Origin of the sequence: Sphingobacterium sp. SGL-16 (genome assembly GCF_011043515.1) — a bacterium.
Lineage (GTDB): Bacteria > Bacteroidota > Bacteroidia > Sphingobacteriales > Sphingobacteriaceae > Sphingobacterium > Sphingobacterium litopenaei.
Map to the genome: position 1 here is coordinate 1 of NZ_JAAKGQ010000020.1, position 15,629 is coordinate 15,629.

Below are 15,629 nucleotides of genomic sequence, written 5' to 3' on the forward strand. Positions count from 1 at the left end.
ATGAAGCATCTCCTGATACTATTCGTGAGTATATTCTCAATCAGGGTGAGTCGCTTACATCCCACAGGCTAAAGACCTGTGGGTTTTACGCTCCGTTTTATAAATTTTATCCCTCTAGAAATATTCTAGAGGGATTTTTTTATGAATTATGAAAGATGAGACGAGCGATAGTTTTCAATCTCTTCAATAGATTGTACAAGAGGAGGACCCAATACACGGTAACCATCTGCTATTATCAAATAATTATCTTCGAGGCGAATACCTCCAAAATTTTTATATGCTTCTAACTTATCGTAATTAATAAATTCGGATAGTTTTCGCTCAGATGCCCACATATCTATTAGCGTAGGAATAAAGTAAATTCCAGGTTCTACAGTCAGCACATTACCTACTTCTAGTTTCTTCGCCAAGCGCAAAGATTTCCATCCGAATGTTTGGGTATCCTTTGGTTCTTCTGTAGTGTAGCCAACATATTGTTCTCCTAAGTCTTCCATATCATGGACATCCAATCCCATCATATGCCCCGTTCCACATTGAAAAAACAGGGTAAAAGCGTTAGCTTGTACAGCATCTTCTATATTCCCTTTGACAAGACCCAAATCTTTTAAACCTTCCATTAAAGTAGTTACCGAACGAAGATGTACATCGCGGAATTTTATTTGAGGAGAAAGTATACTACTAGCAGAATTAATGGCTTGATGTACGATGTTATAAATATCGCGTTGAGCATTTGAAAACGTACCTGCTACCGGATAGGAACGAGTCAAATCCGCGGCATAACCCTTTTCTGTTTCGCATCCGGAATCATTGAGAATCATGTCACCCAATGAAACAACATGATGACTATGCAAGTTGTGTAGTATTTCACCATGCTTAGTCACAATTGGAGGATAAGCAAATGTGCATCCTTGATCTTCTGCATAATGACGCATTGCATTGATGATTTCATATTCTTTCATACCTGCTTGGGTAATACGCATTGCTAACTTATGCATCTCGACAGTCGTAGTCAACGCTTTTTCAATCTCTTGAATTTCTTGTTCTTCTTTGATAGCGCGTTGCTGTACAACAGCTTTTATAAAAGATACCGAGGGTTGAAGATTGTTAATCGGTTGTTGCGTTAATTCGGAAAGTAGAATCTTATTATATGCCTGGTAAGGCGGTAGATAATGAATGGTGCGATTTTGCGCAATAGCTTTCTGAAAGTAAGTATGAATTTCTTTGCTTGGAAGAATTTTCTGTACACCCGACTTAGTAGCTTTTTCGTGCAAAGACTCTAATCTACCGGTCCACACAATATCATCTATACTCGCTTCATCACCGAATATAATCGTTTCATTGGCATCTAAATCAATTGCTCCACATATACCAGCAGCTTTTATTCCAAAATAATATAGAAAAGTGCTGTCCTGTCTGAAGGGATAGCAGTTGTGCTCAAAATTAATAGGATTCTCCTTGTTCGTTAAGAACAAAAGAATCCCTTTGGTATTGATATTTTGTATTAATTGTTGTCTGCGTTGTATATAAGTTTCAGCTGAAAACATAATTTAAATCTTTTTTAGTTTAATCGACGAAGTTCCTTTAGGAATAAGATATCTGCCACTGGAATTTTTACTATAACTTTCCACTTTATAGCCACTTTCTTGGTTCAAAGATAAAATTATGTTGTCGATTTCTATATTGTTTACCGTACTGTTAAATGTTAAAGTAACATCTTTGGTTTTCTCATCATAAATGAATTTGTTGATCTCACCAACCTCAGTCGTCACCCACAGATTTTCTTCGGCTAAGAATACTCTGGCTTGTGAAGAGGTGGTCACTTCCACTGATATGTTATGCTGTTGCTGGGTTAAGTTTCCGGAAAATGCTAACCATCCAAATTCAGGGTGTTTGACAATATAAGTGCCTGAATTCACCGCATAGCCGTAAAATCCACTACCATAATCTCCAGAAATGCCATCATTGGCTAAGGTAGAAGGATAGGAGTGGAAAGCAGCTGGGCCAAAACCATCCTCAGTAACATTAGCTAATGCGCCCATCATTCCAGCATGACCTACACGTAATAAATAAAAATCGTTCGGATTATTTCTGTATTCATGCAGAACAGGAATGGAATTTAATGCCGAGCCATAATGATGCAACTGGCGCTCGATACGGGATAACTTGCCTCCATACACAAAATCCCAATAGCGTCGTGCACTTCCATTATATCCCCAATGTGGCACTGTAGGCATGTAGGCTAAAATGGCATTTAAGGTTACCAAAGCTTTGTCATTAAATCCAAAATATTTGGACCACATATAGACTTCCTCCTGACCTGTAGAATCCCAAGGCATTTCGCTTCCGAAAGGGTAATTTAAGGTACGCCAATGCTCCGCTCTTTTGCGCATAGTGGATTCCAAATGATTAGCTTCAGTGGTTAATCCCTCTTTTTTCAAATCCTGGAGAATAAATAAAAATACACTTCCTTCCATCTGTCCGAATTGGGCATAATAAGGGGCTTTTTCAACCATAGCAATGGCTGTATGGTACGCGCGTCTTAAATAATTGGACCAACCTTCTTCGGTTACTAGATTCGTATAATTTCTGCTCAGTTTATATAATACCCAATGTGCGGCAGCAACATGCGGATAATTATACGAACGTCCGATATTATCAGCTTCTTTTTTAGGCCATGCAGACCAAGTTTTATAATTGATATCTGCACTGTACGTTCCTGCAGGCATAGAATCAGGCTCATAGTAGAATAAACTTTTTACTACGCCATATTTATTTTTGCCCTCTTTATGTTGTATTCTACCGTACATTGTTTCATTGGCAAAACGTTTAAGTTTGTTGATTTCTTCAGGCTGCGGTTGTAGCAATTGCTTCATAATCGCGGCTAACCAACTCGCGGCACCGGCTTCGTCACTTAAACCTGCGTACCAGGCGCGTTTTTCCTGTGTGATATGCGATTTAGTTTCGTAATCGTAAGATATAACGGAAGGTGATCTTCCAAATAAATCATTTGGATTCTCATACCATTGTACCGTAGTCAAGAAATGACCTAAATCTTTGACCACATCTTTTTCCGCTTTGATTACTTTGTAATGAACGGTTTGCAAGCTACCATCTTCATAAGTAATATCTACTCGAGCGCGTCCCCACTTTTTACCTTTTACCGTATAATTAGCCCATTTATTAGCAGTATTTTGTTCTTTGCGTAGTTCTATTGCGTCTGCTGGATAAGACTGTATTTTTTTGATCGCTTTTGTGGATTTCACAAATAATTTGGCGGTATTGTTGATCGGCAATACATATCCCGAGACACCAACGGCTACGGGTCTTTGTTGGCGGATTAATTCATTTTCAATCTGTTTGATACTAGGAGCAAGCACAAAACGTACCGCAAAGGATTTACTTTGTCCCGGCTTTAAAATGGTTGATGTGGGCGTATTCCACTGTTCTACACCTTTCCACTCGGTCTCCGCATAAGCTTTGCTGTGGATTACCCATTCGTGAAAACCTTCAAACGTAATACTTCGTGGGGTAGGGTCCGAATTCAAAGGGTTATAAGCCTCAAACCCCGCATTTTCATAAGGCAATACCAATAAACTTGGCCCATTGCCATGTAATCTGTTGACTTGTAGATAACCAGCATCTTTCCCGATGTACGGATCAAAAAACACATTGTCCATGTGCGCCGTATCGAGATTTTTCCAATCCAAATTATTGTTGAAGATCATAGGAATTCCTAAAGCTCCAATCTCATATTTGGATTTTGTCGTATTTTTTATTTCGAATTTCAACACCAAATCGCCATTGATATTTTGCCAATAACGATTCACTTGTAGTGGAATATCGCCTAAGGCTGCAGAAATATTGGCCGCCACAAGAGACTTTTTATCGATGATGGGCTTTACATCTACTCTTTTGGTAGATGAGGAATAATTCTTCCAATCCGAGCTTCCAACTGGCTTGATACTGATGTTTAAATCACCCAAATGGAAGAACTTATCTCTGTCCCGTTTATTCAACAGCTCATCGGGTGTATAATCAAATTTGCTGTCCGTTTTTAACTTCAGACTTGCCACAGTTTGAGAAGAATTAAGTATAGATAGATTGAAGTTCGTAAGCTTAAAATCTTTTGATCCTTTATCGATTCCTAGTGTTGCAGGCTGTTTTTTGACTTCTTCCCAAAAGGGATTTTGTGTAAATCCCATTTTCGGATTGACCAAAGCAAAAAAGGAAAAAGCGAGGTATAGTATAGATGTTCTTTTCATATGCTTAGTTGTTGATGAATTAAATATCTTAAAGTAAATTGGTGTTCTTAGTTAAGAGAGTTCAGTAAGATGTAGAAGAATCTTTCTCTGTTACAAAGATGTCTGTAAAAAGCGCATTTCAATTACTGAATATTATCTCATTCTACTTTATTTTTAGCCTGTTACATTTTTTTGTTGTGTATTTGAGTTTAGAATATTTAAATTTAAGCAAACGTCTAACCTAATTAATAAACCATGAAAGCGTTGCATTATAATTTAAACATCCCGAATGATCGGACTATTTTCGTTCGCGAGGAGATATTGGATTCATTTTATCCGCACTTTCATAAGCATCCCGAATATCAGTTGGTGTGGGTAGCCGAGGGGAGTGGAAAGCTTATTGTGGATAATAATATGCATGAGTTTGAGTGTGGTGAAGTCTTTCTAATAGGTGCCAATCAACCGCATGTATTCAAAGGAGATAAACTGCCTTTACATGTCCGTACGGTGTCCGTATTTTTCAATTTGAAAGGCTCGTTGGAGTATATTTTTAACCTGCCCGAATTAAAAAGTCTTCAAAATTTTCTGACGAATTACAGCAATGGATTTCGTGTGCCCAAACATTTTCTTGAAGATGTTTGCAATAAGATTGAGGTCCTGCAAAACTCTGATGGGGCGGATAGACTAATCAATTTTATTTATCTATTGAAACTGCTGAATACCATTTCTAAAGATGTATCTCCTCTGTCTGGTGCGATTATCAAGGAAATAAATGATGTGGCTTCGATACGTATTGTAAGTCTATGTACGTACATCAAAAATAACTTCCGCAAGGACCTAAACCTAAATGACATTGCTGAAAAGGCTAATTTAACCCCTCAAGCTTTTTGTCGCTATTTTAAAAAATGCACGGGTAAGACATTTGTTTGCTACCTCAATGAACTACGTGTGAGCGAAGCGTGTAGATTATTGGTAAATGAGCGCTACGATTGTATTTCGATGATTGCCTATAACAGCGGCTTTAATAGCATAACCAATTTCAATAGAGTGTTTAGATCTATCACAGGTTTATCCCCTAAAGAATACGTATTGCGTTACCAAAGTTCCATTAATCAATAAGCATATATAAACAAGTTAATTAATGGTTGCTATTTGTCAATAGGTGGTTAGGGTTTGCTTTCGTTAATAAATACTTTTGAGAGTAAGTTATTAATTTAAAATTAGATATGGCAAATTTAAATTGGGAAGGAATTTATCCCGCAGTTTTAACACCTTTTGACGAACAGTATAATATAGACTTTGCGATGTTTGCAAAGAACACCGAAGCGCAAATCGAAGCGGGGGTGCATGGGATTATTCTTGCTGGATCTTTAGGTGAAGCAAGTGCTCTATCTCAAGAGGAGAAGTTTTTGCTGTTAGAAAAAGCTTTGGAAATCGTAAATGGCAGGATTCCTGTTATTCTTAATTTGACAGAGAATACCACTAAAGATGCGGTAGAATTTGCACAAAAAGCAGAAAAATTAGGTGCAGATGGATTAATGGTATTGCCTCCAATGCGTTACAGAGCTGATGATCGTGAAGTAGTAGCCTTTTTCAAAGCTATTGCGCAAAGTTCTTCCTTACCGATTTTGGTGTACAACAATCCTATTGATTATGCTACTTACATTAATCTAGATATGATGGAAGAATTGTTGGAAGAACCAACGATTCAGGCCGTAAAAGAATCCACACGCGATTTAGCCAACATTACTCGATTGAAAAACAGATTTGGTGATCGTTTGAAGATTTTAGGCGGCGTAGATACAATCTGTTTGGAATCATTAATGTTAGGTGCTGATGGTTTAGTAGCCGGATTAGTAGATGCTTATCCTAAAGAAACTATGGCGCTTTATAACTTAGCTAAAGCAGGTGAATACGAAAAAGCAGTAGAATTATACCGTTGGTTTATGCCATTATTAGAGTTGGATATTCATCCTAAATTAATTCAATATATCAAATTGGCAGCTACATATGAAGGTATCTGCACACCATTTACACGTGCTCCGCGTTTGCCTTTAGTGGGTGAAGAAAAAGAAAGAATTGAAAAACTTATAGAAGACGCTATAGCGCAAAGACCGCAATTAACGGATTATAATTATGCTACAATCTAACATAACTGAGCTGGATACTTTAGTCGCAAATGCTGTAGATGGTCACAAATATCTACAAAAATTATCGCGTCATGATCGAGCAGAATTAATGTATACCATTGCTTCGCATATTGAAGCATTAGGCGAAGAACTTATTCTTACAGCGCAAGAGGAAACTAATTTGCCGCAGGCACGACTTAACGGTGAGAAAGCTAGAACCATTCACCAATGGCGTTTGTATGCTGATGTGACAGCGTCGGGTGTGTTATTAGATGCGCGTATTGATAATGGGGAGGGCAAGAACGATATTCGAAAATATAATGTAGGTTTAGGTCCAGTTGTAGTATTTGGGGCGTCTAACTTTCCGTTTGCGTTTTCTACAGCAGGCGGTGATACCGCAAGTGCGATAGGAGCAGGTTGTTCGGTAATTTACAAAGAGCATTCGGCACATCCTCGCACCTCACGTATCATGGCTAAAGCCATATACGATGCACTTCAAGCTTTTGGTGCGCCTAACTCTGTCTTTGGTTATATATCAGGTAGTTCTCATGAAGTAGGTCAGACTTTGGTGGCACATCCTAATGTGAAAGCTGTAGCCTTCACAGGATCGTATCAAGGTGGAATGGCTTTATTTAAAATAGGAGCAAACAGACCTGAACCTATTCCTGTTTTTGCAGAGATGGGCAGTTTAAATCCAGTTATTGCCTTACCAGCATATGTAATAGCAAACAAAGAAAATTTTGCAAAAGAATATATTGCATCCTTAACACTGGGTTGTGGTCAATTTTGTACCAATCCAGGTCTTCTTTTTTTGGTGAAGAATGAAGATTCGGAGCATTTGAAACAATTTCTTAAAGAAGAATTAGCTGCTGTTTCCGTAAACCATATGTTGCATGCAGGCATTCGCAAATCCTATGATGCAGCGATTCAGTTGTTAAATGCAACAAAGGAAGCCACAGTTGTTGGACAATCATCAGCGGACAGCGAATTTCCTTCTGCTATCGTGTATACAGTTTCTGCAGAGGATTTTGTCGCTAATAAACAGCTGCAAGAAGAGGTCTTTGGACCTTGTGGCATCATCGTAGAATGTGATTCCATTAATCAAATGGAAGAAACAATAGCGACATTGGGTGGTCAATTGACCATTACATTTGCTGCAACAAAGGATGATGTGCAAGCCAATTCATCATTGATCGAAGTAGTAAAAGACAAATGTGGACGTTTGCTATTCAATGGAATGCCAACAGGAGTAGAGGTTGTGTATGCTATGCAGCATGGTGGTATATTCCCATCAAGTACGGATAGTCGTTTTACTTCCGTAGGACCTGATGCCATGAAGCGTTTTTTACGTCCTATTAGTTTCCAAAACTGGCCAGATGATTTGTTGCCCGTGGAACTTCAAAATGCTAACTCTACACAAATCGAAAGAATCGAAAATAACAAGCGCATTTTACCCTAATTTATGAAGAAAACTTTTTTTTGTATCGATTCACACACATGTGGTTGTCCTGTACGATTAGTTGCGGGAGGAGGGCCATTTCTTAAAGGTAATAGTATGATGGAGCGTAGGCTCCATTTTATGCAAGAATACGACTGGATACGCTTAGGTTTGATGTTCGAACCGCGCGGCCATGATATGATGAGTGGGAGTATTTTATATCCACCCATAGATGAACAAAATGACGTTGGTGTATTATATATTGAGACCAGTGGTTGTCTTCCAATGTGTGGTCACGGAACTATTGGAACTGTCACCATCGCTATTGAAGAAGGATTAGTAAAACCTAAAGTGCCAGGTAAATTACGCCTTGAAACACCAGCGGGATTGGTGTTGGTGGATTATAAACAAGAAGGTGAAAAAGTAACTTCTGTAAAGCTAACGAATGTTAAATCTTTCCTTTATAAAGAAGCTTTGCATGTAGAATGTCCTGATTTGGGGGATATTTATGTAGACGTAGCATATGGAGGAAACTTTTATGGTATTATTGACCCGCAACCTAATTTTGGGGATATTTCAGATTTTACAGCGGCTCAACTCATTCATTATGGCAAGATCATTCGTCGTTTATTGAATGAGAAATATGAATTTATTCATCCAGAAGATCCAAATATTCACGGTTTAAGTCATATCCAGTGGACAGGAAAACCAACTAAAAGTAATTCATCTGGACGTAATGCTGTCCTAGTGGGCGAAAATGCTTTGGATCGTTCACCATGTGGCACTGGCACTTCGGCACGTATAGCGCAGTGGTTTGCTAAGGGCAAATTGAAAGAGGGCCAAGAATTTATTCACGAGAGTTATATCGGTTCTCAATTTACAGGAAAAGTAGAAGCCGTAACTGAAGTTAATGGACAACCGGCAATTATTCCGTCGGTAGAAGGATGGGCGAGAATCACGGGGTACAATACCATTTTTATAGACGATCAGGATCCTTACAAAGAAGGTTTTCAAGTTATTTAACAGCAATTAGAGTTTTTTAGAATGAATAAAGGTACGGTAATCATAGTTGGAGCCGGAATAGCAGGATTGTCCGCTGCTTATTATTTAATCAATGATGGATGGAATGTTCAGATCATTGAGCAAAATTCCTTAGATAATAACTGTTCGTATGGAAATGCCGGAATGATCGTACCTAGCCATTTCACACCGATGGCTTCACCTGGCATGATTTCGCAAGGAATACGTTGGATGTTTGATAAGAAAAGTCCTTTTTATGTTCGTCCTTCCTTAAGTTGGAATCTGATGGATTGGGGGCTGAAATTTATGAAATATGCTAACAAAAATCATGTAGATAACCATGTGGAACCATTGCGGGATTTGAATGTATATAGCAGCAAACTTTATGATAGATTAAGTCAAGAGTCGAATTTTGATTTTGAATTGGAACAAAATGGCATCATGATGCTGTACAAAACCAAGGCTTTGGAGCACGAAGAGATAGAACTAGCCAAGCGTGCACAAGATTTGGGATTGGATGTAGAAATCAAATCCGCGGCTGAAATTCAAGCTTTGGAATCAGATGTACAATTCGACATATTGGGCGGAATATTGTACAAATGCGATGGAAAGTTGAATCCTATGAAGCTGATGAAACAGCTTATTGCGTATTTGAAATCAAAAGGAGCAATTTTTCAGGAGCAAACTACGGTAAAAGGATATAATATTACGGGCAAAAAAATAAAAGAGCTGGTAACGGATAAAGGTAATTTCGCAGGTGATGAATTTGTCATTGCGCCCGGAGCATTTTTAATGGAATTGACCAATAAATTAGGATTGAAATTACCATTAATGCCAGGAAAAGGGTATTCTTTTCTTTATAACCCACCAAGTGATGTAAAATTGAATCATGCGGCTCTGCTTCTAGAAGCTAAAGTAGCAGTTACCCCAATGGATGGAAAAATAAGATTTGGCGGTACCATGGAACTAGGCTCGCCGAACAACAAAATATATCAAAACCGTGTAGAAGGAATTGTTAATTCTATTCCCAAATACTTGAAAAATCTCTCTGTTGATTATCCAAAACAAGACATTTGGTATGGATATAGACCCTGTACACCAGACGGCTTGCCTTATTTGGGAAGAGTAAGTAAATACGAAAATATTGCTATTGCTGCAGGTGCAGGTATGATGGGACTTAGTTTGGGACCAGCAATGGGTAAAGCGATTAGTCAAATACTTTCAAATCGGAAATTTGAAACGGATATATCGGTTTTCAGTCCTGATAGGTTTGAATAACTCAACAAATACAACCTGCATTATGAAATCTACCAAAATAACCACTTTTATTCTTACCCTTTTTTTTACAAATAATGTTGTGATGGCTCAAGACTTATATCAACATACCACCCCCATAGAACCACTCGTGATTCAATATGGTCACGATCAGCAAGCTATCAATTATTTTTATGGTCCTATGCCTAAGGGTTGGGGGAATCAAGCTGCAGCAGAGTCTCCTGAACAAATTCAACGTCTTATTACGCTGGATAAGGAATATCTACAAAAGCTAAAGGATTTTCCTTATGCGCAGCTAAATACAAACGGTCAGGTGGATTATATTCTCCTAAATAGGAAAGTGAAGTTTGATATGGAGGGTTTGCAGGAGCAATTGAAAACATATGAACGATTAAAAATTTATGTGCCTTTCGATCAAATTATTTATGATTTCGAAAAATTAAGAAGAAGAGGGACGACAATAAATGGGGAAGAAGTAGCTAAAAGTTTTCAGACAGCTATAAAGCAAGTAAAAGAAGCTGCTGAAAAGGTTAAAAGCGTACCTACTATTCCTTATAAAGATGTGGAATTTTTGAAAGAAGTGATAACGTCTTTAAATTTGCGCTTGACCAGTGCCTTTGATTTTTACAATGAATACGATCCGATGTTTACCTGGTGGGTACCAACTCCATACAAACAATTGTCGGAAGAATTGACTGCGTATAGTAAATTGATCGCGGAAAAAAGTGATTGGAAGGTTTTCAATGATGGAAGTAATATTGGTGGAGCACCTATAGGCAAGGAAGCTTTCAATAAGCAACTCCAAGATGAAATGATTGCTTATACGACAGATGATTTATTGAGATTGGCGGATCAAGAATTCGCTTGGTGTGAAGCAGAGTTGTTAAAAGCTTCTCAAGAAATGGGATTTGGTAAAGATTGGAAAGCTGCTCAGGAAAAAGTTAAAAATACGTATGTTCCTGAAGGAAGACAACCTGAACTCATTCTGAAATTATATAACGATGCACAAGAATTTATTCGCAAACATGATTTGATGGATATTCCATCCTTAGCGGACGAAACTTGGGGAATGATCATGATGACGGCAGAGCGTCAGTTAGTAAATCCTTTCTTTACTGGGGGACGAGAAATCAGTATTTCCTATCCGACAAATACCATGACGCAGGAGCAAAAGTTGATGAGTATGCGCGGAAACAATCCTTATTTTTCGCGTGGAACAGTTCAACATGAACTCAATCCGGGTCATCATTTGCAATATTTCATGAACAGAAGATACAAGCCTTATCGAGAAAGAGCTTTCAATACGCCATTCTGGACAGAAGGATGGACTTTGTATTGGGAATTATTGATGTACGAAAAAGGTTTTGCTCATACACCAGAAGAACGAATAGGTATGTTATTCTGGCGCATGCACCGTTGTGCGCGTATAAAATTTAGTATCAAGTTTCATTTAGGTGATTGGACGCCACAGCAATGTATAGATTACTTGGTGGACAGGGTTGGATTTGAGCGTGCAAATGCCCATGGTGAAGTAAAGCGTTCTTTCGAAGGCTCGTACGGTCCGCTTTATCAATTAGCGTATCTAGTTGGCGGTTTGCAGATGATGAGTATTAAGAAAGAAGTGGTAGATTCGGGTAAGATGACTTATAAACAATTTCATGATCGGGTGATTAAAGAAAATTATATGCCTATGGAAATGTTGCGAGCGATATTGACCGATCAAAACTTATCGCCAGACCATCAAACATCTTGGAAATTTTACCAATTCAAAAAATAATAAGATGGCAACAGACAAACCAATCTTTCAAAAGTCCTTGAGTTTATTAGATGCGACCATGCTTGTGGTCGGCAGTATGATAGGTTCAGGGATTTTTATTGTGACAGCTGATATTGTTCGCAATACGGGTTCTGCAGGCTGGATGATGATAGTATGGACCCTGAGTGGTATCATGACTTTAATAGCTGCAATCACTTACGGTGAATTAAGTGCCATGTTTCCCAAAGCAGGAGGACAGTATGTTTATCTGCGTGAGGCTTACAATCCTTTGGTCAGCTTCGTGTTTGGCTGGACCTTTTTTGCCGTGATCCAAACTGCAACAATTGCTGCGGTGGGTGTTGCTTTTGCAAAATTTACGGCTTATTTATTTCCAGTTTTGGACGAAGACGTCATCTTGTTGAACTTAGGGAGCTTCAAAATATCTTCAGCACAATGCTTGTCCATAGTTGTAATTCTTGTGCTGACATTTATTAATTCACGTGGGGTGAATGCAGGGAAATGGGTGCAGACTAGTGTGACTTTATTCAAACTGTTGAGTTTGTCTTTGTTGGTTTTATTTGGTTTTTTAGCCTTCAAACATGAGGTATGGAATCTAAACTGGTTTTCAACAGATACGTGGACGTTAAGAAAGCTGAATGTCGATGGAACTTTTGAAAACTACAGCACTTTTGCTGCGTTCGGTGCGATTTCAGCCGCAATGGTAGGCGCTTTATTTAGTAGTGATTCCTGGCATGCATCTTCTTCTGTGGCTGGAGAAATCAAAAATCCCCAACGAAATATCGGATTAAGTCTGGCTTTAGGTACTATCATCGTTACGATCATTTATTTACTAACCAATTTGATGTATACTTCGGTGTTGGACTTGAATACCATGGTCAATGCACCGAAAGATCGTGTAGCGATGAGTGTTGCTCAAGAAATTTTTGGCCCTGTTGGGATTACTATTCTTGCTGTGATGATTATGATAAGCACGTTCGGTTGTAACAATGGACTTATCATGGCTGGAGCGAGGGTTTATTATTCAATGGCAGAAGATGGTTTATTCTTTAAGAAAGCTAAAGGCTTGAATAAATTTTCTGTGCCAGGATATGCTTTATGGATACAAGGGTTAGTGTCAGCATTGTGGTGTATGAGTGGGAAATATGGGGACCTACTTGATATGATTACCTGTGTCGTGGTGGTATTTTATGTGTTGGCTATTTATGGAGTCATTCGTCTTAGAAGAAAAAGACCGGATCTGGAACGTCCTTACAAAGCGTTTGGTTATCCTGTTTTACCCGTTTTATACATCATTTTGGGCGTGGCATTTATTGTGTCACTCTTATTATTCAAACCGACCTATTCTATATTGGGAGCTGTGATTACGCTATTAGGCATACCCATTTATTACCTTATAAAATCAAATAAAAATGATTAGGAAAATAGTACCTGTAATTGTATTTATTGCAAACGTAATTACCGTATTTGCACAAGGAACTCTGGAAGATTATCAGCGTTCTAAAAAATTTCGAGCAGCTTTATCCGATGCACTTTATTATATCCCTACAAATATCAAATGGAATAAAAAAGGGGATGCTTTTCTCTACGAGCAGCGAACCTCCGAAGGCAAAGAGTTTGTTTGGGTGGATGCCAACGCCCGTAAGAAGGAACAGCTATTTGATAATAAAGCTTTAGCTGATCAATTAGAAAAAGCTTCTGGACAAAAAGTGGATATTAATTCTTTGAATGGCTATTCGATTAAGTTGTTAGGGAAGGACACCGTTGAATTTGCTTATAATAACGCATTGTGGCAGTGGAATAGAAGTTCTTCCTCCTTGAAGAAAGTACGTGACGTAGAAGAAAATCAAAGATCTGGAGGTTATTGGGGTCAGCGTCGTGATGACACTCAAGGAAGACCTGTAACTTCCCCCGACAAAAAGAAAACGGCTTATATCAAAAACCATAATCTTTATTATGCTTTGGTAGACGATCCTAAATCCGAAAAACAATTAACTTTTGACGGAAGCCCTGGCGAATATTATTCTGCACATATCCTCTGGTCTCCTGATAGCAAAAAAATAGTTGGAGTGAGAACAACAAAACAGGATGTGCGTATATTGACTTTATTGGAATCTTCACCTACTGATCAATTGCAACCAAAATTGCAAACACGCCATTACGCTAAACCAGGCGACGCTCTGCCGCAATATTATCCTGCAATTTGCAATATAGAGACAAACAAGGTTTTTGTGGCGGACAAGCAATTAATAGATAACCAATTTTCAATTGGCGCGTTGTCTTGGTGTGAGGATAGTAAAAGTATAGTATTTGAATTTAACAAACGTGGTCATCAGCAATATGCTCTAGTAAAATTGGATGCGGAAAATGGCCAAACTAAATACATCATCAATGAGGTAAGCAACACTTTCATCGACTATAGTGGCAAAAAATATAGATATGATGTAAATGATGGTAAAGAAATCATTTGGGCCTCCGAAAGAGATGGCTGGAATCATCTCTATCGCATCGATGGAGAAACGGGGCAAGTGCTTAATCAGATCACAAAAGGAGATTGGGTGGTACGTAAGGTAGTGCATGTAGATGAAAAAAATCGTCAGATCATCTTTGAAGGTAGTGGCAGAATTAAGAATCAAGATCCCTATCTAATTCACTATTATAAAATTGATTTCGATGGTAAAAATTTGAAGGAACTGACAAAAGAAGAGGCGAATCATACGGCATATTTCAATGAAGATTACTCGTATTTTGTCGATCAATATTCTTTAATCAATAAGGCACCTGTAACAGTTTTACGTGATCATTCAGGAAAAATTGTGATGGAATTGGAAAAAGGAGATGAATCCAAACTGTTTGAGTCAGGATGGAAAGCTGCTGAGGTTTTTACCTCAAAAAGCAGAGATAACAAATATGATATTTGGGGAATTATTGTTCGTCCAACGAATTTTGATCCTAATAAAAAATATCCTGTCATCGAATATATTTACGCTGGTCCACACAGTTCTTTTGTTCCGAAAACATTCAATGCAAATCCAAGTGGTATGCAGGAACTTGCAGAATTAGGATTTATCGTGGTTCAAATTGATGGCATGGGAACCTCCAATCGTTCGAAAGAATTCCATAACGTAGCATGGAAAAATCTGAAAGATGCAGGTTTCCCTGATCGTATAAAGTGGATTAAAGCCGCTGCACAAAAGTATCCTTACATGGATATTGATCGTGTAGGGATCTATGGTACCTCTGCTGGGGGACAAAGTTCAACAGGAGGCGTATTATTTCATCCAGAATTCTATAAGGTTGCGGTGTCGTCTTGTGGCTGCCACGACAATAGAATGGACAAAATTTGGTGGAACGAACAGTGGATGGGCTGGCCGGTTGGACCAGAATATGCTGAATGTTCAAATGTAGAAAATACTTATCGATTGCAAGGTAAATTGATGTTGATCGTAGGAGAGGTGGACGACAATGTAGACCCTTCTTCGACTTATCAATTAACTAATGCACTAATCAAAGCAAATAAAGATCATGAACTGATTCTTGTTCCAGGAATGGGACATTCTTCGGGTGGAGATTATGGCGAAAGAAAGCGTCGTGATTTCTTCGTGAAACATCTTATCGGTGTGGATCCTCCAGCTTGGAATGTATATTAAAATAGATTTACAATGAAAAGATTCCCTGGTGGAATCTTTTCTTGTTTTTGAATCGATTGTAAATAAGATAGATAAAAATAGAGTGCTTTACGCTAAAATCTG

10 protein-coding genes are annotated in these 15,629 nt (G+C 38.3%); 8 read left to right on the forward strand and 2 right to left on the reverse strand.

The window, feature by feature from the left end; all coding sequences use genetic code 11:
* Nucleotides 1-146: 146 nt before the first annotated feature.
* Nucleotides 147-1,544 (reverse strand): aminopeptidase P family protein, encoded by a 1,398-nt coding sequence (locus G5B32_RS08645; RefSeq protein WP_165291145.1) that lies wholly within the window; start codon nucleotides 1,542-1,544, stop codon nucleotides 147-149.
* A gap of 3 nt (nucleotides 1,545-1,547) precedes the next feature.
* The gene (locus G5B32_RS08650; RefSeq protein WP_165291146.1) at nucleotides 1,548-4,262 is read right to left on the reverse strand and encodes a DUF5695 domain-containing protein; all 2,715 of its coding nucleotides are present in this window, start codon (nucleotides 4,260-4,262) and stop codon (nucleotides 1,548-1,550) included.
* A 234-nt stretch (nucleotides 4,263-4,496) separates the two neighbouring features.
* Between G5B32_RS08650 and G5B32_RS08655 the strand changes: the two genes are divergently transcribed.
* The 8 genes from G5B32_RS08655 (at nucleotide 4,497) to G5B32_RS08690 (ending at nucleotide 15,527) form a co-directional block, all read left to right on the forward strand.
* Entirely contained in the window at nucleotides 4,497-5,360 is an 864-nt protein-coding gene (locus tag G5B32_RS08655) for an AraC family transcriptional regulator (protein ID WP_165291147.1), read from the forward strand.
* A gap of 107 nt (nucleotides 5,361-5,467) precedes the next feature.
* Nucleotides 5,468-6,391, forward strand: a complete 924-nt coding sequence (locus tag G5B32_RS08660; protein ID WP_165291148.1) for a dihydrodipicolinate synthase family protein — start codon at nucleotides 5,468-5,470, stop codon at nucleotides 6,389-6,391.
* The gene (locus tag G5B32_RS08665) at nucleotides 6,378-7,829 is read left to right on the forward strand and encodes an aldehyde dehydrogenase (NADP(+)) (protein ID WP_206366850.1); all 1,452 of its coding nucleotides are present in this window, start codon (nucleotides 6,378-6,380) and stop codon (nucleotides 7,827-7,829) included. The genes G5B32_RS08660 and G5B32_RS08665 overlap by 14 nt, the downstream gene beginning before the upstream one ends.
* A gap of 3 nt (nucleotides 7,830-7,832) precedes the next feature.
* Entirely contained in the window at nucleotides 7,833-8,831 is a 999-nt protein-coding gene (locus tag G5B32_RS08670; RefSeq protein ID WP_165291149.1) for a 4-hydroxyproline epimerase, read from the forward strand.
* Between the two features lie 21 nt (nucleotides 8,832-8,852).
* Nucleotides 8,853-10,106, forward strand: a complete 1,254-nt coding sequence (locus tag G5B32_RS08675) for an NAD(P)/FAD-dependent oxidoreductase (RefSeq protein WP_165291150.1) — start codon at nucleotides 8,853-8,855, stop codon at nucleotides 10,104-10,106.
* Nucleotides 10,107-10,128: 22 nt separating this feature from the next.
* A complete protein-coding gene (locus G5B32_RS08680; protein ID WP_165291151.1) occupies nucleotides 10,129-11,880 on the forward strand; it encodes a DUF885 family protein in 1,752 nt (583 codons plus the stop codon).
* Between the two features lie 4 nt (nucleotides 11,881-11,884).
* Nucleotides 11,885-13,297, forward strand: coding sequence for an APC family permease (locus tag G5B32_RS08685; RefSeq protein ID WP_165291152.1), 1,413 nt, complete (start codon nucleotides 11,885-11,887; stop codon nucleotides 13,295-13,297).
* A complete protein-coding gene (locus G5B32_RS08690; RefSeq protein WP_165291153.1) occupies nucleotides 13,290-15,527 on the forward strand; it encodes a S9 family peptidase in 2,238 nt (745 codons plus the stop codon). Before G5B32_RS08685 ends, G5B32_RS08690 begins: the two co-directional genes overlap by 8 nt.
* Nucleotides 15,528-15,629: the final 102 nt, after the last annotated feature.

What these genes read in the sequence shown, in the direction of transcription:
- G5B32_RS08680 (WP_165291151.1), top strand. Translation starts at nt 10,129, where the DNA reads ATGAAATCTACCAAAATAACCACTTTTATTCTTACCCTTTTTTTTACA.
- G5B32_RS08665 (WP_206366850.1), top strand. Translation starts at nt 6,378, where the DNA reads ATGCTACAATCTAACATAACTGAGCTGGATACTTTAGTCGCAAATGCT.
- G5B32_RS08655 (WP_165291147.1), top strand. Translation starts at nt 4,497, where the DNA reads ATGAAAGCGTTGCATTATAATTTAAACATCCCGAATGATCGGACTATT.
- G5B32_RS08670 (WP_165291149.1), top strand. Translation starts at nt 7,833, where the DNA reads ATGAAGAAAACTTTTTTTTGTATCGATTCACACACATGTGGTTGTCCT.
- G5B32_RS08660 (WP_165291148.1), top strand. Translation starts at nt 5,468, where the DNA reads ATGGCAAATTTAAATTGGGAAGGAATTTATCCCGCAGTTTTAACACCT.
- G5B32_RS08650 (WP_165291146.1), bottom strand. Translation starts at nt 4,262, where the DNA reads ATGAAAAGAACATCTATACTATACCTCGCTTTTTCCTTTTTTGCTTTG.
- G5B32_RS08645 (WP_165291145.1), bottom strand. Translation starts at nt 1,544, where the DNA reads ATGTTTTCAGCTGAAACTTATATACAACGCAGACAACAATTAATACAA.
- G5B32_RS08690 (WP_165291153.1), top strand. Translation starts at nt 13,290, where the DNA reads ATGATTAGGAAAATAGTACCTGTAATTGTATTTATTGCAAACGTAATT.
- G5B32_RS08675 (WP_165291150.1), top strand. Translation starts at nt 8,853, where the DNA reads ATGAATAAAGGTACGGTAATCATAGTTGGAGCCGGAATAGCAGGATTG.
- G5B32_RS08685 (WP_165291152.1), top strand. Translation starts at nt 11,885, where the DNA reads ATGGCAACAGACAAACCAATCTTTCAAAAGTCCTTGAGTTTATTAGAT.